We start from the raw sequence: 23,873 nt of genomic DNA on the forward strand, positions 1-23,873 counted from the left end.
TTTCGTTATTCCAGCCCAAGCGTATACTGTGCGATTTTGAAGTAGATAATGAGCCCGGTACCGTCGATCAGCGTGGCGATAAACGGCGCGGAAACGACCGCCGGGTCGATTTTGCAACGTTTCAATACCATCGGGATCACCGATGAGACAATGGCGCTCCACAGCGTAATGCAGACCAGCGTCAGGCTGACGATAAGCGTGATTTCCATCCCAATGCCCATCATCCAGGCACGAACGCAGCCCGCCAGGCCCAGCGTGGCGGCAATCATTAACGAGGTGCTCATCTCTTTGCGCAGCACGCGACCCACGTCGCGAAGGTGGACTTCACCCAGCGCCATGGCGCGCACCAGCGTCGAGGTAATCTGCGTCCCGCTGTTTCCGCCGGTGCCAATCAGCAGCGGAATAAAGAACGCCAGCGCAATGGCGGATTCCAGCGCCTCTTCAAAATGCTGGATCACCGAGCTGGTATACGCTTCCGCGACAAACAGCAGCAGCAGCCAGACGGAGCGTTTCTTCCACAGGCTAAAGGCGCTGGTTTCCAGATAGGGCTTCTCCAGCGGCAGCGTTGCCCCCTGAAGCTGGGCATCTTCAGTAACGTCATCTTCCAGCAGATGGGCGATTTCACGCTCGGTAAGGCAGCCCACCAGCTTGCCGTGGGTCACCACCGGTACGACATCCGCACCTGCGTGCGCCAGCAACCCGGCGACATCCGCCCGCTCATCTTCCGGTTTAAGCTGGATAAAATCCGATATCATCAGCCCCTTAACGGGCTGTACGGTATCCGTGGCCTGCAATAATTTACGTACGGCAATCAAACCCGCGAGGCGACCGTTGTCTTCGATAAAAATATGTGACGGAATATCATCATCTTTTAATTTTTCAAAGAACTGCTCGCGTGCCAGAGCTACGCATAATGAAATATCAATAACGATAAAATCGGTATTCATATATTGCGCGATGGCGCTGTCGTTAAAAGCCAGATTATGGTTGTGAATAGCGTAAGACATTGTAACTTCCCTTTGAATAATAAAATCTCTCAGGGGCGAGCAAGACAGGGCATGTCGGAAAGGAGATCCCCACGTCCTGGGTTCAGCACTGTACACCGTATCCCGTAAGGGAAGTTATACTGGCAAAGCCTTGATTCGACAGTGCCTGTTTTACCCTGTGCCGGTTCTCTCGAACCCACCAGAGCGATAACGTGTATTTGTACAGGAGCCTCGCCATAACGAGATCGTTGTAAAACGTGAGGGATAATACGCTGATTTAAAATGGCTGCTGAGGAATTTAAATAATGTTTAAGTATGGTTTAAATGAATATTATTGAATGAATGTTGACGTTTTATTTAACTATTTTCACTTCTAATGGGGAATTCTGATGTTACCGGGGAGAGTAAAATGGCATGGCTGGACACGCTGCTGGATCATTTTGCGCATTATCCAACGCATCTCTTCGCGTTGCTCGTTGTTATGGCACTGAGTAAATCAACGGTACTGATCTCTTCCTTGCTCCCGCCCGCATCGATCATGCTGCTGGCGGGGATTGCCGTCAGCCAGTCGAGTATGCATCCGGCGCTGACGTGGCTGGCGGTGGTGATGGGCGCTACGGCAGGATCGGTGCTGAATTACCATATCGGCCAGCTGATGGGGCATACCCGGCGAGTGTCACGCTTCACGGCAAAACATGCCGGGAAGTTTTTGCGGGTACAGCACCAGCTGCATAAAAATGGCCTGCTGGTGTTGTTCACCTCGCGTTTCCTGGCGGTACTGCGCTATATCGTGCCGCTGGCGGCGGGCATGCTCAGGCTGAGCGCGATAAAGGTTTACGCCATCAGCCTGCTTTCAGCCTGCGCATGGGCGGCGCTGTATGTCGGCATCGTCACCGGCATCAGCCTCTGAATCAGCGAGTCACGTATTCATCAGTTTGAGAAATGCTTCCCGAAAAACCTGTCACGAATCTGTCACACTCAAAGCGACATTAAAAAAACGTGTGAGGAATTAGGGATGAGAAAAGCACTACTCGCAGTTGCCGTGGCAGGTACCCTTGCCGTGACCTTTGGCGCACAGGCGCAGGACACACCGGACGGCTATCAGCTGGAACAGGTACTCATCATGAGCCGCCACAACCTGCGTGCGCCGCTCGCCAATAACGGCAGCGTGCTGGAGCAGTCCACGCCGAAGCAGTGGCCGGAGTGGGACGTCCCGGGTGGACAGCTCACCACCAAAGGGGGCGTACTGGAAGTGTATATGGGTCACTATATACGCGAGTGGCTGGCAGAGCAGGGGATGGTGAAGACGGGTGAATGCCCGCAAGCGGATACCGTCTATGCCTACGCCAACAGCCTCCAGCGCACCGTGGCGACCGCGCAGTTCTTTATCACCGGCGCGTTCCCGGGGTGCGATGTGCCTGTGCATCATCAGGAAAAAATGGGCACCATGGACCCCACCTTCAATCCGGTCATTACCGATAATTCCCCTGAGTTTCGTGAGAAAGCGCTGAAAGCGATGGAGACAGAACGGCAGAAAATGCAGCTGGATGAAAGCTACAAACTGCTGGAGCAGCTGACAAACTATAGCGACTCGCCGTCCTGCAAGGAGAAAAAAGTCTGTTCCCTGACGGAGGCGAAAGATACGTTCAGCGCCGATTATGAAAAAGAGCCGGGCGTCTCCGGGCCGCTGAAAGTGGGTAACTCGCTGGTGGATGCGTTCACCCTACAGTATTACGAAGGATTCCCGGCAGACCAGGTGGCATGGGGGGAAATCAAAACCGATCAGCAGTGGCGCGTGCTGTCGAAGCTGAAAAACGGCTACCAGGACTCGCTGTTTACCTCAACGGACGTGGCGCAGAACGTGGCTAAACCGTTGGTGAAGTACATTGATAAAGCGCTGGTGACCGAACAGGCCAAAGCGCCAAAAATTACCCTGCTGGTGGGGCACGACTCCAACATTGCCTCGCTGCTGACCGCGCTGGATTTCAGGCCGTATCAGCTGCACGACCAGCAGGAACGAACCCCGATTGGCGGTAAAATTGTCTTCCAGCGCTGGCATGACAAAAACACTAACCAGGAGCTGATGAAAATTGAGTATGTCTACCAGAGTTCTGAGCAGTTGCGTAATGCCAGCGTGCTGTCGCTGCAATCTCCTGCGCAGCGCGTGACGCTGGAGCTGAAGGGCTGTCCGGTAGATGGCAACGGCTTCTGTCCGATCGATAAATTCAATGCGGTGATGAACAACGCGGCGAAATAGAAGAAAACCCCCCGCGCGGGCGGGGGGAACATTCAGACGTTTTTACGTTCAATGGTTTGCTCGCCCCAGAACAGCGAGTCTTTGTCGGTTTTTTCGAAGGCGCGAACCAGCACTTCATCGTTGCCTTCTTCCCAAATCTGCTCAGCCAGCTTTTCGTCATACCTGGCGACTTCAAAGATGGCTTCTGCAATCTCCGGAGAGGTATTGCGTAAACTTGCCCATTCGCCCACGTGGTGAGCTTTGGATTCTTGAGTTGGCATACTTGTCCTCCTGTTGGGTTAGCCGTTCAGTTTTTTGGCAAGACCCGCGACGTATTCACCCTGATAGCGGGCGATCGAAAGTTCTTCATTGCTTGGCTGACGTGAACCATCCCCACCGGCAATGGTTGTCGCGCCATACGGTGTCCCGCCACGAACCTGGGAAACATCAAACAGTTCCTGCGCGCCGTAGCCAATCGGCACAATCACCATCCCATGATGTGCAAGGGTAGTCCAGGTTGAGGTGATCGTCTGCTCCTGGCCGCCGCCTGTGCCGGTAGAGCTGAACACGCTGGCCAGCTTGCCGTATAACGCGCCGGAGGCCCAGAGCCCGCCCGTCTGGTCGAGGAAGGTGCGCATCTGGCCGGACATATTGCCGAAGCGGGTCGGGGTGCCGAAGATAATGGCATCATAGTCCGCGAGCTCCTGCGGGGTGGCGACCTGGGCGTTTTGTGTTTTTCCCCCGGCTTTGGCGAAGGCTTCCGCCTGCATGGTTTCCGGTACGCGTTTAACCACAACCTCAACGCCGTCTACTCTGTTTGCGCCTTCTGCAACTGCGTGAGCCATGGTTTCAATGTGTCCATACATGGAATAATAGAGCACCAGAACTTTTGCCATTTTGCATCACTCCTCGTTGGTTTTTCTTACAGCGGATCGCTGCGTTACTTTAAAGATATGACATCACGGCCAGACTGCAAAAATGAACGGCATTTATTTGATATATAACAATATCTTTTCGTTACGTGCTTTGTAGCAAAATGAAACAACTTTAGCGGCGCTGATTTTTCAAAATATAAGAATGGCTTATGGATGACCTCCTCAATATTTCATACGAAAGGCTGAGATCATGTTGCAGAATATTACCTCTCGCTTGCCGGATAGCCGCATTACACTAAGCTTAGATTCACGCGGCACAGATAAAGGCACTGTCCTTGAGCCGCGAGGTGAAAGAATCCTCTTTTACTGAATGCAATATGATGTCTAATGTTTCACACTCTGGAGGTTAGAGATGGTAAACCATCGTGGTGGTTCAGGTAATTTCGCTGAAGACCGTGAAAGAGCATCAGAAGCAGGTCGTAAAGGTGGCCAGTCTAGCGGGGGAAATTTTAAAAATGACCCTCAGCGCGCATCAGAGGCTGGCAAAAAAGGGGGTAAAAATAGCCACGGCAGCAACAAGTAGTACGCCGGGTTAACTCTCTGCCGCCGGGTTTCCCGGCGGTTTTTTTTATGTCTGCTACATTGAACTGTAATCAAAGGCATCGCACACTACAGGATTGATTCTTCGTGCTGGTGTCCCATGTCCGTTTCCCGTTTTACTTTCTCCATTAAGCCTCAGGAAGCCATCCTGATTTTGATCACCATGTTCTGGGGCGGAACCTTTCTTGCCGTTCAGTACGCGGTCACGATGAGCGATCCGTTTTTCTTTGTAGGGCTGCGTTTTGCAACCGCGGCGGTTGCCGTGGCGCTTATTTCGCTGAAAACCCTGCGCGGGTTGACCCTGACAGAGCTTAAAGCGGGTGTCGCTATTGGCGTGGCGATTGCCATGGGCTATAGCCTGCAAACGTGGGGGCTTCAGTCTATCTCCAGCAGTAAATCCGCTTTCATCACCGCCATGTACGTACCGCTGGTGCCGCTGTTGCAGTGGCTGTGCCTGGGCAGAATACCGGGCCTGATGTCGTGCATTGGAATCGTGCTGGCGTTCATCGGCCTCATTTTATTAGCCGGGCCGGGAAATAATCTGCTGGCGCTGGGGCCGGGAGAGATCATCACGCTGGTGGGGGCCGTTGCCATTGCGGCAGAAATTATTTTGATTAGCGCCTGGGCAGGAAAAGTGGACGTCAAGCGGGTGACGGTCGTGCAGCTTGCCACCGCGTCGCTGGTGGCGTTCGCGACGATGGTGCCGGCAGGGGAGTCCGTCCCGCCGATGTCTACCGGGCTTATCGTCGTGGCGCTGGGGCTGGGCGTTTTTAGCGCCATTATTCAGGTCACCATGAACTGGGCGCAGCGCAGCGTATCTCCGACACGGGCGAGGGTCATCTATACCGGTGAACCGGTGTGGGCGGGTATTTTCGGGCGACTCGCCGGTGAGCGTCTGCCGCTGCTGGCGCTGGTGGGCGCGGCGTTTATTGTCGCCGGGGTGCTGGTGAGCGAGTTAAAGTTAAAAAAACGACGTAAGTCGATTGCCGGGTTGAGCACTGAACAAGGGGCAGATAGCTAACAACGCGCACGCTGCCCGTTTGCCCGGCGGCGCTTCGCTTGCACGGGCCTACAATTGGCATGTAGGCCGGGTAAGCGTAGCGTCACCCGGCTATTTCAGGTTCATGGGGTGATGGCTTCCGCTTGCGCTTCATCCCCTTTGCGGCGGCTAAGCAGGGCGTTGAGCAGGATCGCGCCGAAGGTCGCCGTGCCAATCCCGCCAATCGTAAACCCGCCCAGCGTCAGGGCGAAGTCGCCTGCGCCCAGCACCAGCGTGACCGCCACCATGATCAGGTTACCGTTCTGGCTCAGATCAACATGATTCTGCACCCAGATGCGTGCCCCCGCGACGGCAATCAGACCAAATACAACAATCGAGGCGCCGCCAATCACGGGTGCCGGGATGGTGTGGATCAATGCGCCGAATTTTGGGGAAAAGCCGAGCAGTATCGCCATCACCGCCGCCGCCACGAAGACCAGCGTCGAGTAGACTTTGGTCACTGCCATCACGCCGATGTTTTCCGCGTAGGTCGTCACGCCGCTGCCGCCGACCGAGCCGGAGAGCATGGTCGCCAGACCGTCTCCCACAAACGCCCGCCCCATATACGGATCCATATTGCGCCCGGTCATTCCCGCTACGGCTTTCAGGTGGCCCAGGTTTTCAGCCACCAGGATCACCGCGACAGGCGCGATGAGCATCATCGCCTGAGCGTTAAAGGTGGGCGAGGTCATGTGCGGCATCCCGAACCAGGCGGCCTGGTGAATCAGTGTGAAATCAACCGGCTTGCCGAGACCAAACACGTTCGCCAGCAGCGCGTAGATCAGACAGGCCGCAATCAGCCCGACCAGGATCAGCAGCCGCTGGATCATCCCGCGCGTAAAGACCGCCACCACGCCGATGCACAGCACCGTAATCACCGCCATCCAGCTTTCAAACGGCGAGCCGGATACGCTCTTCACCGCAATCGGCGCGAGGTTCAGGCCTATCGCCATCACCACCGCCCCGGTGACGACGGGGGGCATCATCCGCTCGATCCAGCGCGTGCCGACTTTCATCACCACCAGACCGGTAAGGGTGTAGACCAGCCCACAGGCGATAATGCCGCCGAGGGCCACGCTCAGGTTGGGGTTAATGCCCTGACCGTTAAACCCGGTCGCTGCAATAACGACTCCCACAAAGGCGGCGCTGGAGCCCAGATAGCTGGGCACGCGCCCGCCGGTGACAAAAAAGAACAGCAGGGTACCCATACCCGACATCAAAATGGCGAGGTTAGGATCCAGCCCCATCAGCATGGGCATTAGCACCGTCGCACCAAACATCGCGACCGCATGCTGCACTCCCATCACCATTGTCTGCCCGAGCGGGAGCCTTTCATCCGGCGCGACCACGCCTGCTTCTGTGGAGGTCGATTTCAACTGCCAGTGAGGAAGTTCGAACATGTTCTGTCTCCTGAATGCGGATTAACAGGCGGGTCGCATAAGTGCGTGATAGCCGCGGTCGAACCACACCAGCCCTTGCGGTGCCGGGTGGCGAACGATGGATACGATGTCGCAAAACAGAATGTCGTGGGTGCCGACGCTAACCACCTGGCTGATGCGGCAGTCGAACGAGGCCAGGGCATTTTCCAGACGTGGACAGCCCGTGTCGCCTGTCTGCCAGCGGGCAGCGGCAAAGCGTTCCGCCATCGGCGTTTTACCGCCAAACAGGTTGGATAATGGCTCCTGTCCGGCACTCAGCGTGTTAACGCACAAGGTGCGGTTCTCGCTGAAAATCGGCCAGACGGACGCGCCACGGTTGAGGCAAACCAGCAGAGTGGGCGGGGAATCGGTCACGCTGCATACCGCGCTGGCGGTAAAGCCCGCCATTCCCGCAGGGCCGTCGGTGGTGATGATATTGACCGCCGCACCGACGCAGGCCATGGCATCACGGAAGGTTTGTTGATCGGGTGTCGTCATGATGGCTCCTTATGCCAGCCCGCAGGCGTCTTCGAAGGTCAGACGCGGTAAGCGCCCATAGACTTTGCTCATATCGCCATAGCCGATGTTAATCAGCAGATTGCTTTTAAGCAGCGTGCCCGTGAAAAAGGCCGCGTCCACTTTTTCCCGGTCAAAGCCGGACATCGGCCCGGTGTCGAGCCCGAGCGCGCGGCAGGCGAAGATCAGGTACGCGGCCTGCATCGAACTGTTGCGAAAGGCGGTCTCTTCCGCCAGTGCGGGGCTGGAGGTAAACCAGCTTCTGGCATCGCCGTGCGGGAACAGTACAGGCAGGCGCTCATAAAACTCGCTGTCCCAGGCGACAATTGCCGTGACCGGGGCGGTGAGCGTTTTCTCAAGGTTGCCGCTGGAGAGCGCCGGGCGCAGCTTCTCTTTTCCTTCCGGGCTTCGCACAAAGACAATGCGCGCCGGGGAGCAGTTGGCGGACGTCGGCCCCCATTTCATCAGGTCATAAATCTCGCGCAGCGTCTCGTCACTGACCGGTATATCCAGCCAGCCGTTATGGGTACGTGCGCCGGTAAACAGCGTTTCCAGCGCGGCGGGCGTGATGGCTTCGCTCATTCAGGCTCCTTACAAAGCGGGTTCAGGGCTGTGCAGCAGGCTGGCAAGCCCGTTCAGCAGCAGAGTGTTAAAGATGTCCGGCGCGGTCACGTTGCAGGCATGCCCGCCCTGGCGCATGACCGTTTTGCGGGCATGCGGGAGGGCGGCGTGCAGTTCCGCGGAGCAGACGGACGGCACCAGCAGATCGTCGGTGGAACAAATAATCTGCACGGGGCAGCGAACGCGTGCAGCGTGGCGGCTGAAATCGGCCTGCTTCAGCGCATGCAGCCTGCGCAGCAGATTGGCTTTGCCCTGGAAATGGGCCAGCGCCAGCGCTTCCTCGGCCTCCAGCCGCGGAGCGCGGGCAGCCATCCAGTCTGCCGGGTAAAGAAACAGCGGCTGTGCCTCTACCCACGCCTGAGCCCCGCCCGCATGCAGCAGACGTTCGCGAACGTCAAAACAGCGTCGGGTATGGGCATTGAGGGTCAGCCAGCCGTTGACACAAACCAGCGCGGTGAGGGCGTCAGGCTTATCGATAGCCAGCCGCAGGCCGACCAGCGCCCCCAGCGCGTGGCCGACCACGCAGTAACGGGCGATCCCGGCCCCGGCTAACGCCAGCGCGAGCTCGTCGGCCATGTGTGCGAGGGTGTAGTCTTCCGGCAGGGTATCCGGGTTATTCCCCGTGCCCCGCTGGTCGTAGCACACCACCTGATACTCCTGCCCCAGCACGGCGAGCTGAGGCAGCCAGTAGCTCCCGCTGCCGCCGAGCCCGGCAATCAGCACCACCACGGGCGCGCCCGCAAAGGGGGGCGGGGAAATGGACAGTTTCATGGCGGCCTCACTTCGCGATGTGCGCAACGGTGGCAATTTCAACCAGCGCTTCAGGCTTTACCAGCCCGCACTGGATGCAAAATCGCGCCGGTTTATCGCCGGGGAAAAACTCCGCGTAGATCTCGTTAATCGCGGCGTAGTTTTTCCAGTCGGTGATAAAGATGCTGTTGAAGGTCACGTCCTCCATCGTGCCACCCGCCGTTTCGATCACGGTTTTGATCGTCTCCAGCACGTGGCGGGTTTGCGCCTTTGGGTCATCGATAAACACCACGTTGTTGTCTTTATCAAACGGCAGCGTGCCTGAGACATACACCACGCCGTCGGCGAGGGTACCGGGGACAAACGGGGCTATCGGGGTGCTGGTGCCCGGCGGAATAATCACGGATTTCGGCATAGCGGTTCTCCTCAGGCGATGCGGGCGAGCGGGGGATCCAGCGCGTCGCAGAAATCATTGACGTTACTGACCCAGCCAAAAAAAGTTTCGATATTGAACAGGGCGGCTTTCTGGGCAAAATCCGGCCCGGCCTGATGGGTAGCGTCTTCCAGCACCACGCCAAAATACTCGAGGAAGAAGCCGTCGCGCAGGGTGGACTCCACGCAGACGTTGGTGGCAATGCCCGTAAAGACCAGATGACGAATGCCCCGGCTGCGCAGCAGGCTGTCGAGCGGGGTATTGAAAAAGCCGCTGTAGCGCGGTTTCGGCAGTACGATATCGCCAGCTTCCGGTACCAGCTCATCCACCAGCTGATAATCCCAGCCGCCTTTCGCCAGCAGCGTGCCCTGGAGTTCAGGCCGTTGGCGCATGGTTTTCAGGGCGTTGGATTTGTGAAAGTTGGGTGAGCCGGGACCGCCAGCTTCGACGTACTGGTCGTCCCAGCCATTCTGGAACCAGACGATCAGCATGCCCGCAGCACGCGCGGCGCTCACGGCGGTTTTGATATTCTCAATCACCGGCTGCGTGGCCGAGACGTCGAACCCGGCCAGATCCAGATACCCGCCTTTACTGGCATAGGCGTTTTGCATATCCACCACGATCAGCGCGCTCTGCTGCGCGTCAAAGGTGATGGCCTCCGGGCGAGCGTTGAGGGTCGTCATTACGCCACCTCCTTCGTCATGGCAGGGATGTGGGCGCGGCACTGCATCAGCGGCTGAATACGCTCGCCGAAGGTTTCCACGCCGGTGAGAAAATCATCGAAGGTCAGCAGCACGCCTTCGGCGCCGGGCACGGCAGCCACTTCGTCGAGCATTCTGGCGACGCTGGCATACGAGCCAACCAGGGTGCCCATGTTGATATTGACGGCAGACGTCGGGTCGGCCATTTGGCGAACGTTGGTGTCCGCGCCGGAGCGGGTATCCTTCTGGCTCTGCTCGGTCAGCCAGCTCAGGGCTTCCTCGTCGGCGCCGTCCTTGTATCGTTCCCATTTGGCGCGCGCGGCGTCGTCGGTTTCGTCGGCAATCACCATAAACAGCACGTAGGAGCCCACGTCGCGCCCGATTTTGTCGGCGGCCGCTTTCATGCGTGCCGCGGTGGGCGCGAAGGCGGCAGGGGTGTTAACGCCTTTGCCGAAGCAGAAGTTGAAGTCGGCGTATTTGGCGGAGAATTCCATCCCCGCGTCGCTCTGCCCGGCGCAAATCACCTTCATCGGCACCGACGGCTGGGGGCTGACGCGGCAGTCGTTCATGGTGAAGAAGTCGCCTTTGAAATCGCTTTTGCCGGTGCCCCACAGATCGCGCAGCACCTGCACGTATTCAGTCAGGTAGTCGTAGCGACGGGAGAAGTAATCGTCACCCGGCCAGATCCCCATCTGCTCGTACTCCGGCTTTTGCCAGCCGGTGACAAGGTTGACGCCAAAGCGCCCGCCGGAGATGGAGTCGATGGTGGAGGCCATCCGCGCCACGATTGCCGGGGGAAGGGTAAGGGTGGCGGCGGTGGCGTAAATCTGGATGCGCGAGGTTACCGCCGCCAGGCCCGCCATCAGGGTAAAGGACTCCAGGTTGTGGTCCCAGAATTCGGTCTTACCGCCGAAACCGCGCAGCTTGATCATCGAGAGCGCAAAGTCGAAGTGGTAATGCTCCGCTTTCTGCACGATGGCTTTATTCAGCTCAAAGGTCGGCATGTATTGCGGGGCCGTGGTCGAGATAAGCCAGCCGTTGTTGCCGATCGGTACAAATACGCCAATTTTCATCACGAACCTCTCTTCATTACGTCGCAGGTGTCACGACGTTTTTGCAAAGGGAGTGCCAGTTTTGAAAAATACTTTGTTATTAGGGTGTTAACTGGTGGCTGTTAAATTTAACAGCGAAAATGTGGACTAAGTGGTCAAAATCATTGCACAGAAAACAGGCACTCATGCGCGCTGAGGGTGCAGAAGGTCGTGGCGAGACGGGGGTTTTGCTATGCTGAGCGCAGGACAGAAAATGGAGAGCGAAAATGACACAAGGCGCAGTGAAAACACCCGGTAAACGTTCGCAGGCGGTGAGCGCCAAGAAACAGGCGATCCTCAGCGCCGCGCTGGAGACATTTTCGCAGTTTGGTATTCACGGTACACGCCTTGAGCAGGTGGCGGAGCAGGCCGGGGTGTCCAAGACCAATCTGCTCTACTACTACCCGTCGAAAGAGGCGCTATATGTGGCGGTGATGCAGCAGATCCTGGATATCTGGCTCGCACCGCTTAAAGCATTTCGCGAAGAGCTGGCCCCGCTGGTGGCGATAGAGGAGTACATACGCCTGAAGCTGGAGGTATCGCGTGATTATCCCCAGGCATCGAGGCTGTTTTGTCTGGAGATGTTACAGGGCGCGCCGCTGTTGCAGGCGGAGCTGACGGGAGATCTAAAGCAGCTGGTGGACGAAAAATCGGCCATTATTGCCGGATGGGTCGCCAGCGGAAAACTGGCGCCCGTCGATCCGCAGCATCTGATTTTCATGATTTGGGCCTCAACCCAGCACTACGCTGACTTCGCGGCCCAGGTCGAGGCGGTAACCGGTAAAACGCTCCAGGACGAGGCGTTTTTCCAGAGCACCCTGGAAAACGTGCAGCGGATGATTATTGAAGGGATCCGCGTGCGTTAATCAGCCGGTTGGAAAGGGCAGCTTAAATTGCCCTCTTCACACTGCATCAACGAGGCCAGAAAGGCTTCGCGCTCCGCAGTTTTCTCCGTCAGGCACTGGTTGATAATCATCGGCTGAATAGTGCCACCTTCGGTTCCTGAACCCATCAATTTACAGTCTGCGTCACGCAGGGCGATCCACGCCTGCTGCGCCTTTTTCAGCAGGTCGCGCTGAGGGGCTGCCGCGCGTTTGATGGCGGCCTGGTACGTCTGGTTGAGCTTTTTATCCGCAGCCTGGTACTGCTCTGCCGCACAGGCACTGAGTTCTGTCTGGGTGGTCGCTTTGTCGCACTCGTCGGCAAGCGCACTGGCGCTGAGCAGCAGTGCTGCGCCTGCGAGAAATACTCTTTTCATCATTCCCTCCGTGTAAAAAAGCCGGATGCGCTGCGCTTATCCGGCCTACGGTGATTTTGTAGCCCCGGTAAGCGTAGCGTCACCGGGGAAAGTTTACACGATTAACCGATTGTCATCAGGCTGGCGTTACCGCCTGCCGCCGCGGTGTTGACGCTGAGCGAGCGCTCCACGTACAGACGCTCCAGCAGCAGGTTGGTTTCCCCGCGCGCAAAGCCCTGCACGGAAACGATGGCACCGCTGCGGGCCGCAACCTGCTCACACAGTTCGCGCAGCTGGTCGGAATCACCGTGGTAGATCACCGCGTCAAACGGCTGGGTCAGCAGGGCATCGGCCTTCGCAAAGCGAATGCGAGCCGAGACCGCTTTTGGCAACTGTTTGGCGAGGTCGCGATGCAGCGCATCTTCCGGCCACAGCACCTCACAGCCCGTTGCTGTAGCGGCTGCCAGCTGCACCAGCGCATCCTGCTCGTCATCCGCCATGCACAGCACACGCTCGCGCGGCATCAGCGTCCAGGTGTTGCGCTCACCGGTTGGACCCGGCAGCAGGCGCTGGGTACCGGCCTGCGCCAGCTCGCCGTACTGCTGCGCAATTGCACGCAGTTCAGGGCGGTTTTCTGCCCACTTAATCAGCGCGTCCAGCGGCTGGGTCAGCACGGCTTTCACCTGCGCATCCACCGGATATTCCGCGTCCTGACGCGCCAGCGTCACGCCCAGCGCATTTTCCGGACGGTTTGCCAGCAGACGGTACAGATAGAGCGGACCGCCCGCTTTCGGGCCGGTGCCGGAGAGACCTTCACCGCCGAACGGCTGCACGCCCACGACCGCGCCAACCATGTTGCGGTTGACGTACAGGTTGCCGACTTTAGCATTGCCGGTCACCTGGGCAATGGTTTCGTCGATACGAGTATGTACACCGAGCGTCAGGCCGTAACCCGAGGCGTTGATCTGATCGATCAGCTCGTTGAGGTTGTTACGGTTGTAGCGCACAACGTGCAGTACCGGGCCGAAGACCTCTTTTTTCAGCTCGTCGAAGCTTGCCAGCTCAATCAGCGTTGGCGGCACGAAGGTGCCGGTCTGCCACTCGCGGGCATCTTCACTGTTCTCACGCACCGCCTGGAACACCGGACGGCCTTTGGCACGCATGGTCTGAATGTGGTTTTCGATGTTGGCTTTGGCTTCCGCGTCGATCACCGGCCCGATATCGGTGGTGAGACGGCCCGGGTTGCCCATGCGGCATTCCGCCATCGCACCGCGCAGCATCTTCAGCGTGTGGTCAGCCACGTCATCCTGTAAGCACAGCACGCGCAGGGCGGAACAGCGTTGACCCGCGCTGTCGAAGGCAGAGGCCAGCACGTCAACGACGACCTGCTCAGTGAGCGCGGAGGAGTCCACGATCATGGCGTTCATGCCGCCGGTTTCAGCGATCAGCGGCGTTGGACGGCCCTGCGCATCCAGACGGGTGGCGATGTTGCGTTGCAGCAGGGAGGCTACTTCGGTCGAACCGGTAAACATCACGCCGCGCACGCGGTTATCGGAGGTCAGTTTGGCACCCACCGTTTCACCGCGCCCCGGCAACAGCTGCACCACGCCCGCCGGTACGCCCGCTTCCAGCAAAATGTTAATGCCCTGAGCGGCAATCAGCGGAGTCTGCTCTGCCGGTTTTGCCAGCACGCTGTTGCCTGCGGCAAGGGCCGCGGCAATCTGGCCGGTGAAGATTGCCAGCGGGAAGTTCCACGGGCTGATACAGACCACCGGGCCGAGCGGACGGTGCGTTTCGTTGTCGAAATCATCACGCACCTGACCGGCGTAGTAGTGCAGGAAGTCGACCGCCTCACGCACTTCGGCGATGGCGTTGCTGAAGGTTTTACCCGCTTCACGCACCAGAATGCCGATAAGCTGCTGCATCTGATCTTCCATCAGCACCGCCGCGCGTTCCAGAATGGCGGCACGCTCCTGCGGCGGGGTGGCAAACCAGATTGGCGCGTTGTTCACCGCGCTCTCCAAAGCCTGATCCACTTCCGCTTCTGTGGCTTCGCGCACGTAGCCGACGATATCCTTCGGCTCTGCCGGGTTGATCACCGGCTGCATTTCACCGTCTTCAACGGACTGCTCAAGGATCGGTTTGGCCTGCCACTTCTGCAATGCGCTGTTAAGCAGGGCAGAAGAGAGCGACGCCAGACGGTGTTCGTTGGCGAGATCCAGACCCGCCGAGTTGACGCGACCTGCACCATACAGCTCGCGCGGCAGGGCAATCTTCGGATGCGGCAGACCAATCTGGCCTTCCTGCGCCGCCATCTTCTCTACGGCCTGTACCGGATCGGCCACCAGTTCGTCCAGCGGCAGGGTGGTATCGGCGATGCGGTTAACGAAGGAGGTGTTCGCCCCGTTCTCCAGCAGACGACGCACCAGGTAGGCCAGCAGGGTTTCGTGGGTACCTACCGGGGCATAAATACGGCACGGACGGTTCAGCTTGCCGTCGGCCACTTTACCGGTCACCTGCTCGTACAGCGGTTCACCCATGCCGTGCAGACACTGGAACTCGTACTGGCCCGGATAGTAGTTCTGACCCGCCAGGCTGTAGATCGCTGCCAGGGTGTGGGCGTTGTGGGTGGCGAACTGCGGATAAATCAGGTTCGGCACGCCGAGCAGTTTTTTCGCGCAGGCGAGGTAAGAGACGTCGGTGTAGACCTTGCGGGTATAGACCGGATAGCCTTCCAGTCCTTCCATCTGGGCGCGTTTGATTTCGCTGTCCCAGTAGGCACCCTTCACCAGACGGATCATCAGGCGGCGACGGCTGCGGCTGGCCAGGTCAATCAGGTAGTCAATGACGAACGGGCAGCGTTTCTGGTAGGCCTGGATAACGAAACCAATCCCGTTCCAGCCCGCCAGCTCCGGCTCGAAGCACAGTTTTTCCAGCAGATCGAGGGAGATCTCCAGACGATCCGCCTCTTCGGCGTCGATGTTGATGCCGATGTCATACTGGCGCGCCAGCAGGGTCAGGGACTTCAGGCGCGGATAGAGTTCTTCCATCACCCGGTCGTACTGCGCGCGGCTGTAGCGCGGGTGCAGGGCGGAAAGCTTGATAGAGATGCCTGGCCCTTCATAAATACCGCGACCGTTGGACGCTTTACCGATGGCGTGGATCGCCTGCTGGTAAGAGACCATGTAGGCCTGCGCGTCGGCGGCGGTCAGCGCCGCTTCGCCCAGCATGTCGTAGGAGTAGCGGAAGCCTTTGTCTTCCAGCTTGCGGGCGTTCGCCAGCGCTTCGGCAATGGTTTCCCCGGTGACGAACTGCTCGCCCATCAGGCGCATCGCCATGTCCACGCCCTTGCGGATCAGCGGCTCGCCGCTCTTGCCGATAATACGGTTCAGGGAGCGCGACAGGTTGGCTTCGTTATGGGTGGAGACCAGCTTGCCGGTAAACAGCAGGCCCCAGGTGGCGGCGTTCACAAACAGGGACGGGCTGCGGCCAATGTGGGAGTGCCAGTTGCCGTTGCTGATTTTGTCGCGGATCAGGGCATCGCGGGTGGCTTTATCTGGGATACGCAGCAGCGCTTCCGCCAGACACATCAGCGCCACGCCTTCCTGCGAGGAGAGGGAGAACTCCTGCAACAGACCCTGCACCATGCCGGCGCGTCCGCTGGCGGTTTTCTGATTACGCAGCTTGTCGGCGAGCTGATACGCCAGGCTGTGCGCCTGAGCGGCAACGGCTTCCGGCAGGCGCGCCTGCTCCAGCAGCATCGGCACGGCGTCGGTTTCGGCACGGCGATAGGCGCCGGTAATGGCGGCGCGGCTGACGGACTGCGGCAGGATCTGCTCGGCAAATTCCAGGAACGGCTGGTGGTTCTCATCAGCGGCCGTCGCGGCCTCTTCGCCTTCGTTCGCAGCGCCCGCCAGCAGGGCAGGCAGCTCCGGCAGACCTTCTTCACTCTCCAGTCTTTCCAGATAGTTAAAAATCGCCTGCTTGATTAACCAGTGCGGCGTGCGGTCGATACGGGTCGCAGCGGTTTTAATCCGTTCGCGGGTAGCGTCATCCAGCTTAACCCCCATGGTGGTCATCCCCATGCCAAAACTCCTGTTGTTCTGTAATAGCGTTCTGTTGATAGCGTGAAATATCCACCATGTTGCAACTTTGTGCAACCGTGTTAAATGTGACCTGGTCTGCAAGCTGGAAAATGAATGGATTGTTAACGATTAGTTAGCTGTGAAAAAGAACGCGCGGCGGTTTCTGAGCCCAGTTTTTATGCGGTGCTTAACACTTTTTAAAGGTGCAACCCATAAAAGCGTGAGCGAGTGCAACCTATAGGAAAGACGTATAAAACCAGGGATGAAATTCATGTAAATGCAGTGTTAAATCGTTTGTCAGTGGGATGCGTATACGGCAGGATAGCGCGCCCAACGGAAACACATACACACATCACTACGTTCCGGTGATGACATAACAAGGCAGCCCGGACGGCTGTCGCTCGACATTTTGGAGAATTTGAATGGCTATTAGCACACCGATGCTGGTGACATTTCTCGTTTATATTTTTGGCATGATCCTGATAGGGTTTTTGGCATGGCGTTCCACTAAAAACTTTGACGACTACATCCTCGGCGGGCGCAGCTTGGGCCCGATGGTCACCGCACTCTCAGCGGGCGCATCCGACATGAGCGGCTGGCTGCTGATGGGGCTGCCGGGCGCGATTTTCATCTCCGGTATCTCCGAAAGCTGGATCGCCATCGGCCTGACCGTTGGCGCATGGATCAACTGGAAGCTGGTAGCAGGCCGTCTGCGTGTGCATACCGAAGCCAACAACAACGCCCTGACGCTGCCGGATTACTTCACCGGACGCTTTGAAGATAACAGCCGCATATTGCGTATTATCTCTGCGGTGGTGATCCTGCTGTTCTTCACCATCTACTGTGCCTCCGGCATTGTGGCGGGCGCGCGCCTGTTCGAAAGCACCTTCGGCATGAGCTATGAAACGGCGCTGTGGGCCGGTGCGGCCGCGACCATCCTCTATACCTTCGTGGGCGGATTCCTGGCGGTAAGCTGGACCGATACCGTGCAGGCGAGTCTGATGATTTTCGCCCTGATCCTGACCCCGATAATTGTGATTTTTACCGTCGGCGGCTTTGGCGAATCGCTGGAAGTGATCAAGCAGAAGAGCATCGAAAACGTCGATATGCTGAAAGGGCTGAACTTCGTGGCCATCGTCTCCCTGATGGGATGGGGCCTGGGCTACTTCGGTCAGCCGCACATTCTGGCGCGCTTTATGGCGGCGGATTCTCACCACACCATCGTTCACGCGCGTCGCATCAGCATGACGTGGATGATCCTGTGTCTGGCGGGGGCGTGCGCGGTCGGTTTCTTCGGTATCGCCTACTTCAATAACAACCCGGCGCAGGCGGGCGCGGTGAACCAGAACGCCGAGCGCGTGTTCATCGAGCTGGCGCAGATCCTGTTCAACCCGTGGATTGCCGGTATCCTGCTCTCCGCGATCCTGGCGGCAGTCATGTCCACCCTGAGCTGTCAGCTGCTGGTGTGCTCCAGTGCCATCACCGAAGACCTCTACAAAGCGTTCCTGCGTAAGGGCGCGAGCCAGAAAGAGCTGGTGTGGGTAGGGCGTTTTATGGTGCTGCTGGTGGCGCTGGTGGCGATTGCGCTGGCGGCTAACCCGGAAAACCGCGTGCTGGGGCTGGTGAGCTACGCGTGGGCGGGCTTTGGCGCCGCATTTGGTCCGGTGGTGCTGTTCTCCGTTCTGTGGTCACGCATGACCCGCAACGGCGCGCTGGCGGGGATGATTATCGGTGCGGTTACCGTTATCGTCTGGAAACAGTTCGCGTGGCTGGGCCTGTACGAAATTATCCCGGGCTTCATCTTCGGCAGCCTCGGTATTGTGGTGTTTAGCCTGCTGGGTAAAGCGCCGTCTGCATCTATGCAGAAGCGCTTTGCGGAAGCGGATGCGCATTACCACTCAGCGCCGCCGTCTAAGCTCCAGGCTGAGTAATTTCCCTCTCACCCTAACCCTCTCCCCGGTGGGGAGAGGGGATAGTCCTTTCACCTATGTGAGTCTTCATCAATGAGAATTAAAACAGGGCTAATGGTGGCAGCATTCGTGATGCTGGCGGGCTGTAACGCACCCGCGCAGCATGCGGCGGTGGAAACCTGCAAAGCAGAAAATCAGATGCAGCAAACCACGCTCTATTTCGGCTTAAACCGTCCTGCCGGGGCGCAAATTACAGGCAACGAATGGCAGCAGTTTGTCGACCAGGACGTGACGCCGCGCTTTCGCGATGGCTTAACGGTATTTGATGCCCGCGGTCAGTGGCTGGGTAACGACGGCAAGGTGGCGCGCGAGCCGAGCAAGGCGCTGATGCTGATCCACGGCAAAGACGCGCAGAGCGAGAAAAACATCGAGGCTTTACGCGGCATTTATAAATCCCGCTTCGCACAGGAGTCGGTGATGCGGGTCGACCAGCCGGTGTGCGTACAGTTTTAATAAAAAACGGCGGGAAATCCCGCCGTTGTTGTATCGTAGGCCCGTGTAAGCGAAGCGCCGCCGGGCATTAACCGCACAAAACTTACAACACCAACCCCGCAAAGCTCGCCGACAGCAAACTCACCAGCGTTGCCCCGTACACCAGGCGTAAACCAAACCGCGACACCACATTACCCTGTTGCTCGTTCAGGCCTTTTATTGCCCCCGCCACAATACCAATGGAGGCAAAGTTAGCGAACGACACCAGGAACACTGACAAAATCCCCAGTCCGCGCGGTGACATTTGGTGGGCTATTTTTTGCAGCTCGATCATCGCCACAAATTCATTCGCCACCAGTTTGGTTGCCATAATACTGCCCGCGCTTAAGGCATCGCTCAGCGGAATACCAATAAGCCACGCCAGCGGATAAAACACGTAACCCAGAATCTGCTGGAAGCTCAGGCCAAATACGCTGGAGAAGAGGGCATTAACGGCGCTAATAAGGGCGATAAAGCCAATCAGCATCGCCAGAATAATCATCGCCACCTTAAAACCGGCCAGAATATATTCGCCCAGCATTTCAAAGAAGCTCTGGGATTCATGCAGCTTTTCCAGTTTGATATCGGATTCGGCTTCCGGGCGGGCCGGGTTAATGACCGAAAGGATAATAAAGGTGCTGAACATGTTCAGGATCAGTGCCGCGACGACAAATCTGGCGTCGAGCATGGTCATATAGGCACCGACAATCGACAGCGAAACCGTCGACATCGCCGTTGCAGCCATCGTAAACAGGCGGCGTGAGGAGAGATCGCCCAACACGCCCTTGTAGGCAATGAAGTTTTCAGACTGACCGAGTATCAGTGAGCTCACCGCGTTAAAGGATTCCAGCTTGCCCATGCCGTTCAGTTTTGACAGCAGCGTCCCGATAACCCGAATAAAGATCGGCAGAATACGCCAGTGCTGCAGAATACCAATCAGCGCCGAGATAAAAATAATGGGGCAGAGCACGCCAAGGAAAATGAACGCCAGCCCTTTTTCACCCATCCCGCCAAAGACAAAATTCGTCCCTTCGGCAGCGAATTTAAGCAGTGATTCAAAGAAACCGGAGACATGTTTAATAATGAACAGGCCGCTTTCTGCATGCAGAAAAAAGAATGCCAGCGCGATTTCAATCACGATCAGCTGTAAAACGAAACGAATGCGAATTTTTCGGCGGTCGAAACTCACCAGCCAGGCGAGCGCAAGAATAATCACCAGCGCCAGCAGGAAATGAACAATTTTAAACATGGTTTATTTTCAGTTGGTTTTCGAGGTGGACATTTAGCCACAGCCCCGGTTAACCGTAAATGGGCATTTTCGTTATACCTTATAAACGTAACGGTTACTCAGGCAATTATTACTCCGCAATGCGTTTACATCTGGTCATCAAAACTCCACATATTTCGCTTGTTTTTCTTGTTGCCGTAATGATAATCACTATCACAAGAATTTACCTTTCTTTGCATCAGTTGACCGCGATAAACATTTAAGGTGTCTGCATGTTTGTTCCTTTTCTCATTATGTTACGTGAAGGCCTTGAAGCGGCCCTGATTGTTAGCCTTATCGCCAGTTATCTGAAGCGTACCCAGCGCGGACGCTGGATTGGCGTGATGTGGGTTGGCGTTTTCCTTGCCGCGGCGCTCTGCCTGGGGCTGGGTATTCTTATCAACGAAACCACCGGTGAATTTCCGCAGAAAGAGCAGGAGCTGTTTGAAGGCATTGTTGCCGTAATAGCGGTGGTGATCCTCACCTGGATGGTGTTCTGGATGCGCAAAGTTTCCCGTAACGTGAAGGTACAGCTTGAGCAGGCGGTGGATAACGCCCTGCAAAAAGGCAACCACCACGGCTGGGCGCTGATCATGATGGTTTTTTTCGCCGTGGCGCGTGAAGGCCTGGAGTCAGTGTTCTTCCTGCTCGCGGCTTTTCAGCAGGACGTGGGCATCTGGCCGCCGCTGGGCGCGATGCTCGGGCTGGCCACGGCGGTTGTGCTTGGCTTCCTGCTCTACTGGGGCGGCATTCGTCTTAACCTGGGCGCGTTCTTCAAGTGGACCAGCCTGTTTATTCTGCTGGTGGCCGCGGGACTGGCGGCAGGGGCGATCCGCGCCTTCCACGAAGCGGGCCTGTGGAACCACTTCCAGGACGTGGCGTTTGATCTTAGTAACGTTCTCTCCACCCACTCACTGACCGGCACGCTCCTTGAAGGTATCTTCGGCTATCAGGAAACGCCGAGCGTCAGCGAGGTGGCGATGTACTTTATCTATCTTATTCCGGCGCTGGTGCTGTTCTTCATGCCATCGCGCCCCAGCGCTCAGCCGTCGCGTACTGCGCCGTGAAGCGCTTTGTTTAGTTACAACATACTTTAAAGGGAAGAGACATGGCTATTCAATTCCGTCGTAGCGCGTTACAGGTTGGTGTGGCAGCGCTGTTCGCGTCTGCCTTCGCCGCTCAGGCAGCAGATATTCCGCAGGTAAAAGTCACCGTCAACGATAAACAGTGCGAGCCGATGACCATCACGGTTAACAGCGGTAAAACCCAGTTTATTATTCAGAACCACAGCCAGAAAGCGCTGGAGTGGGAGATCCTGAAAGGCGTGATGGTGGTAGAAGAGCGTGAAAATATCGCGCCTGGCTTCAGCCAGAAAATGACCGCTAATCTTCAGCCGGGGGAATATGACATGACCTGCGGCCTGCTGACTAACCCGAAAGGTAAGCTGATCGTCAAAGGCGCAGCGACGGCGGACGCGGCCAAAGGCACCGCGCTGCTGAGCCTCGGCGACGCCATTACCGCCTATAAAGCCTACGTCACCAAAGAGACGGCTGACCTGGTGGCAGGCACCAAAGCCTTTACCGACGCGGTGAAAGCGGGCGATATCGAAAAAGCGAAATCCCTGTATGCGCCTACACGTCAGCACTACGAGCGCATCGAGCCGATTGCCGAGCTGTTCTCTGACCTCGATGGCAGCATTGACGCCCGCGAAGATGACTACGAGCAGAAGGCCGCCGATCCGAAATTCACCGGCTTCCACCGCCTGGAAAAAGCCCTGTTTGGCGATAGCTCCACCAAAGGGATGGAGAAATACGCCGATCAGCTCAACAGCGACGTGCTGGAGCTGCAAAAACGCATCAGCGAGCTGGCCTTCCCGCCGTCGAAAGTGGTGGGTGGTGCTGCGGGTCTGATTGAAGAAGTGGCCGCGAGCAAAATCAGCGGCGAAGAAGATCGCTACAGCCACACCGACCTGTGGGACTTCCAGGCAAACGTCGACGGCGCACAAAAAATTGTCGATCTGCTGCGGCCCCAGCTGCAAAAAGAGAACGGCGAACTGCTGGCGAAAGTGGATGCCAACTTTAAGAAAGTTGACGCCATCCTGGCGAAATACCGTACCAAAGACGGGTTCGAAACCTACGACAAGCTGACCGATGCTGACCGTAACGCGCTGAAAGGCCCGATTACGACGCTGGCGGAAGATCTCTCCCTGCTGCGTGGCGTTCTGGGTCTGGACTAAGCGATGAACAAGCATGATGAGTACGACGTGGCGGAACCTTCCCGACGTCGGTTGTTAAAAGGGGTAGGGGCGCTGGGCGGCGCGTTTGCCCTGGCGGGCGGCTGTCCGGTGGCGCATGCGGCAAAACCGCAAAGTGCCCCCGGCACGCTCTCCCCGGATGCGCGTATGGAAACGCAGCCGTTTTATGGTGAGCACCAGGCAGGAATCCTGACGCCGCAGCAGGCCTCGATGATGCTGGTGGCTTTCGATTCGCTGGCGAGTGATAAGGCTGACCTTGAGCGTCTGTTCAGGCTGTTGACCACGCGCATTGCCTTCCTTACGGCGGGCGGTCCGGCACCGGAAACACCGAATCCGCGCCTGCCGCCGATGGATTCCGGGATCCTCGGGGCGTTTATCGCTCCCGATAATCTGACCATCACCGTGTCGGTGGGGGAATCGCTGTTTGATGATCGCTACGGTCTGGCGAAGCAGAAGCCGAAAGCGCTGCAAAAAATGACGCGATTCCCGAATGACTCTCTCGACGCGGCGTTGTGCCACGGCGATCTGCTGTTGCAGATCTGCGCCAATACCCAGGATACGGTGATCCACGCCCTGCGCGATATCATCAAGCACACCCCGGATCTGCTCAGCGTGCGCTGGAAGCGGGAAGGTTTTATCTCTGACCACGCCGCGCGCAGTAAAGGGAAAGAGACGCCGGTCAACCTGCTGGGCTTCAAAGACGGTACCGCCAACCCGGACAGCAGCAATACCGTGTTGATGAAAAACGTGGTCTGGGTGACGGCGGATCAGGGCGAACCGGCCTGGGCGGTGGGTGGCAGCTATCAGGCGGTGCGTATCATTCAGTTCCACGTGGAGTTCTGGGACCGCACGCCGCTGAAAGAGCAGCAGACGATCTTCGGCCGCGATAAGCAAACCGGCGCACCGCTCGGCATGAAGCACGAGCACGATGAACCCGACTACGCCCACGACCCGAACGGAGATGTCATCGCGCTGGACAGCCATATTCGTCTCGCCAATCCTCGCACCAAAGAGACCCAGTCCAGCCTGATGATGCGCAGGGGCTACAGCTACTCGTTGGGGGTGACCAATTCCGGTCAGCTTGATATGGGACTGCTGTTTGTCTGCTATCAGCACGATCTGGAGAAAGGGTTCCTCACCGTGCAGAAGCGGCTCAACGGCGAAGCGCTGGAGGAGTACATCAAGCCCATCGGCGGCGGCTATTTCTTTGCCCTGCCCGGCGCGCGTGACGCGAAGACCTGGCTCGCTCAGGGTCTGATAGAAGCCTGATAATCGTCCCTGCGACAGTTCGCGGGGACATTATTTTTCCATATGACTATCTTG

The 23,873-nt window shown here is 57.7% G+C and carries 23 protein-coding genes and 1 riboswitch; of the genes, 10 read left to right on the forward strand and 13 right to left on the reverse strand.

Going from position 1 to position 23,873, the window contains the following annotated elements; all coding sequences use genetic code 11:
• Positions 1–5: 5 nt before the first annotated feature.
• The gene (locus ACQG0S_RS07790; protein WP_023299757.1) at positions 6–1,007 is read right to left on the reverse strand and encodes a magnesium transporter; all 1,002 of its coding nucleotides are present in this window, start codon (positions 1,005–1,007) and stop codon (positions 6–8) included.
• A 60-nt stretch (positions 1,008–1,067) separates the two neighbouring features.
• Positions 1,068–1,237: riboswitch (M-box (ykoK) riboswitch) on the reverse strand.
• Positions 1,238–1,395: 158 nt separating this feature from the next.
• Between ACQG0S_RS07790 and ACQG0S_RS07795 the strand changes: the two genes are divergently transcribed.
• Positions 1,396–1,896: a DedA family protein gene (locus ACQG0S_RS07795; protein ID WP_048965876.1), complete on the forward strand. Its 501-nt coding sequence runs from the start codon at positions 1,396–1,398 to the stop codon at positions 1,894–1,896.
• A gap of 105 nt (positions 1,897–2,001) precedes the next feature.
• Positions 2,002–3,243: a bifunctional glucose-1-phosphatase/inositol phosphatase gene (gene agp / locus ACQG0S_RS07800; RefSeq protein WP_045622221.1), complete on the forward strand. Its 1,242-nt coding sequence runs from the start codon at positions 2,002–2,004 to the stop codon at positions 3,241–3,243.
• A 32-nt stretch (positions 3,244–3,275) separates the two neighbouring features.
• On the opposite strand, the gene ACQG0S_RS07805 is transcribed toward agp, so the two are convergent.
• Both ACQG0S_RS07805 and wrbA read right to left on the reverse strand, forming a co-directional pair.
• A complete protein-coding gene (locus ACQG0S_RS07805) occupies positions 3,276–3,503 on the reverse strand; it encodes a YccJ family protein (protein WP_022647674.1) in 228 nt (75 codons plus the stop codon).
• Between the two features lie 18 nt (positions 3,504–3,521).
• Positions 3,522–4,118: an NAD(P)H:quinone oxidoreductase gene (gene wrbA, locus ACQG0S_RS07810; protein ID WP_022647675.1), complete on the reverse strand. Its 597-nt coding sequence runs from the start codon at positions 4,116–4,118 to the stop codon at positions 3,522–3,524.
• A 391-nt stretch (positions 4,119–4,509) separates the two neighbouring features.
• Here wrbA and ACQG0S_RS07815 point away from each other — a divergent pair, with 391 nt between their 5' ends.
• Positions 4,510–4,680, forward strand: coding sequence for a general stress protein (locus ACQG0S_RS07815; protein ID WP_048965877.1), 171 nt, complete (start codon positions 4,510–4,512; stop codon positions 4,678–4,680).
• A 117-nt stretch (positions 4,681–4,797) separates the two neighbouring features.
• The gene (locus ACQG0S_RS07820) at positions 4,798–5,718 is read left to right on the forward strand and encodes a DMT family transporter (RefSeq protein WP_048965878.1); all 921 of its coding nucleotides are present in this window, start codon (positions 4,798–4,800) and stop codon (positions 5,716–5,718) included.
• A 101-nt stretch (positions 5,719–5,819) separates the two neighbouring features.
• Here the strand turns inward: ACQG0S_RS07820 and rutG are convergent, their stop codons facing one another.
• The 7 genes from rutG to rutA are packed head-to-tail and all read right to left on the reverse strand — an operon-like array spanning position 5,820 to position 11,248.
• Entirely contained in the window at positions 5,820–7,136 is a 1,317-nt protein-coding gene (gene rutG / locus ACQG0S_RS07825; protein ID WP_048965879.1) for a pyrimidine utilization transport protein G, read from the reverse strand.
• Positions 7,137–7,157: 21 nt separating this feature from the next.
• The gene (rutF, locus tag ACQG0S_RS07830; RefSeq protein WP_023299762.1) at positions 7,158–7,652 is read right to left on the reverse strand and encodes an NADH-dependent FMN reductase RutF; all 495 of its coding nucleotides are present in this window, start codon (positions 7,650–7,652) and stop codon (positions 7,158–7,160) included.
• 9 nt (positions 7,653–7,661) lie between these two features.
• Positions 7,662–8,252 (reverse strand): malonic semialdehyde reductase, encoded by a 591-nt coding sequence (locus ACQG0S_RS07835; RefSeq protein ID WP_022647679.1) that lies wholly within the window; start codon positions 8,250–8,252, stop codon positions 7,662–7,664.
• A gap of 9 nt (positions 8,253–8,261) precedes the next feature.
• Positions 8,262–9,062 carry a pyrimidine utilization protein D gene (gene rutD / locus ACQG0S_RS07840; RefSeq protein WP_022647680.1) on the reverse strand — a complete coding sequence of 267 codons (801 nt, stop codon included), beginning with the start codon at positions 9,060–9,062 and terminating at the stop codon, positions 8,262–8,264.
• A gap of 7 nt (positions 9,063–9,069) precedes the next feature.
• Positions 9,070–9,456: a pyrimidine utilization protein C gene (rutC, locus tag ACQG0S_RS07845; protein WP_015570870.1), complete on the reverse strand. Its 387-nt coding sequence runs from the start codon at positions 9,454–9,456 to the stop codon at positions 9,070–9,072.
• Between the two features lie 11 nt (positions 9,457–9,467).
• A complete protein-coding gene (gene rutB / locus ACQG0S_RS07850) occupies positions 9,468–10,157 on the reverse strand; it encodes a pyrimidine utilization protein B (protein WP_022647681.1) in 690 nt (229 codons plus the stop codon).
• Positions 10,157–11,248 (reverse strand): pyrimidine utilization protein A, encoded by a 1,092-nt coding sequence (gene rutA / locus ACQG0S_RS07855; RefSeq protein WP_048965880.1) that lies wholly within the window; start codon positions 11,246–11,248, stop codon positions 10,157–10,159. Before rutA ends, rutB begins: the two co-directional genes overlap by 1 nt.
• A gap of 245 nt (positions 11,249–11,493) precedes the next feature.
• Here rutA and rutR point away from each other — a divergent pair, with 245 nt between their 5' ends.
• The gene (rutR, locus tag ACQG0S_RS07860; RefSeq protein ID WP_022647683.1) at positions 11,494–12,132 is read left to right on the forward strand and encodes an HTH-type transcriptional regulator RutR; all 639 of its coding nucleotides are present in this window, start codon (positions 11,494–11,496) and stop codon (positions 12,130–12,132) included.
• On the opposite strand, the gene ACQG0S_RS07865 is transcribed toward rutR, so the two are convergent.
• Positions 12,129–12,524, reverse strand: a complete 396-nt coding sequence (locus ACQG0S_RS07865) for a lysozyme inhibitor LprI family protein (protein ID WP_022647684.1) — start codon at positions 12,522–12,524, stop codon at positions 12,129–12,131. The genes rutR and ACQG0S_RS07865 overlap by 4 nt on opposite strands.
• A 101-nt stretch (positions 12,525–12,625) precedes the next feature.
• Complete coding sequence (gene putA, locus ACQG0S_RS07870; protein ID WP_048965881.1) at positions 12,626–16,588, reverse strand: trifunctional transcriptional regulator/proline dehydrogenase/L-glutamate gamma-semialdehyde dehydrogenase; 3,963 nt, start codon at positions 16,586–16,588, stop codon at positions 12,626–12,628.
• A gap of 422 nt (positions 16,589–17,010) precedes the next feature.
• Between putA and putP the strand changes: the two genes are divergently transcribed.
• Both putP and ACQG0S_RS07880 read left to right on the forward strand, forming a co-directional pair.
• Positions 17,011–18,519 (forward strand): sodium/proline symporter PutP, encoded by a 1,509-nt coding sequence (gene putP, locus ACQG0S_RS07875; protein WP_022647686.1) that lies wholly within the window; start codon positions 17,011–17,013, stop codon positions 18,517–18,519.
• Between the two features lie 72 nt (positions 18,520–18,591).
• Complete coding sequence (locus ACQG0S_RS07880; RefSeq protein WP_023305840.1) at positions 18,592–19,011, forward strand: DUF3574 domain-containing protein; 420 nt, start codon at positions 18,592–18,594, stop codon at positions 19,009–19,011.
• A gap of 82 nt (positions 19,012–19,093) precedes the next feature.
• Here the strand turns inward: ACQG0S_RS07880 and ACQG0S_RS07885 are convergent, their stop codons facing one another.
• A complete protein-coding gene (locus ACQG0S_RS07885; protein WP_045307918.1) occupies positions 19,094–20,278 on the reverse strand; it encodes a NupC/NupG family nucleoside CNT transporter in 1,185 nt (394 codons plus the stop codon).
• 251 nt (positions 20,279–20,529) lie between these two features.
• Between ACQG0S_RS07885 and efeU the strand changes: the two genes are divergently transcribed.
• Genes efeU through efeB form a run of 3 tightly spaced genes read left to right on the forward strand, consistent with a single transcriptional unit; the run spans position 20,530 to position 23,819 of the window.
• Positions 20,530–21,363, forward strand: coding sequence for an iron uptake transporter permease EfeU (efeU, locus tag ACQG0S_RS07890; RefSeq protein WP_038415809.1), 834 nt, complete (start codon positions 20,530–20,532; stop codon positions 21,361–21,363).
• A gap of 41 nt (positions 21,364–21,404) precedes the next feature.
• A complete protein-coding gene (gene efeO / locus ACQG0S_RS07895) occupies positions 21,405–22,532 on the forward strand; it encodes an iron uptake system protein EfeO (protein ID WP_022647690.1) in 1,128 nt (375 codons plus the stop codon).
• 3 nt (positions 22,533–22,535) lie between these two features.
• A complete protein-coding gene (efeB, locus tag ACQG0S_RS07900) occupies positions 22,536–23,819 on the forward strand; it encodes an iron uptake transporter deferrochelatase/peroxidase subunit (protein ID WP_063137566.1) in 1,284 nt (427 codons plus the stop codon).
• Positions 23,820–23,873 lie beyond the last annotated feature (54 nt).

The sequence above is a fragment of the Enterobacter cloacae complex sp. 418I7 genome (genome assembly GCF_050030705.1).
GTDB lineage: Bacteria > Pseudomonadota > Gammaproteobacteria > Enterobacterales > Enterobacteriaceae > Enterobacter > Enterobacter intestinihominis.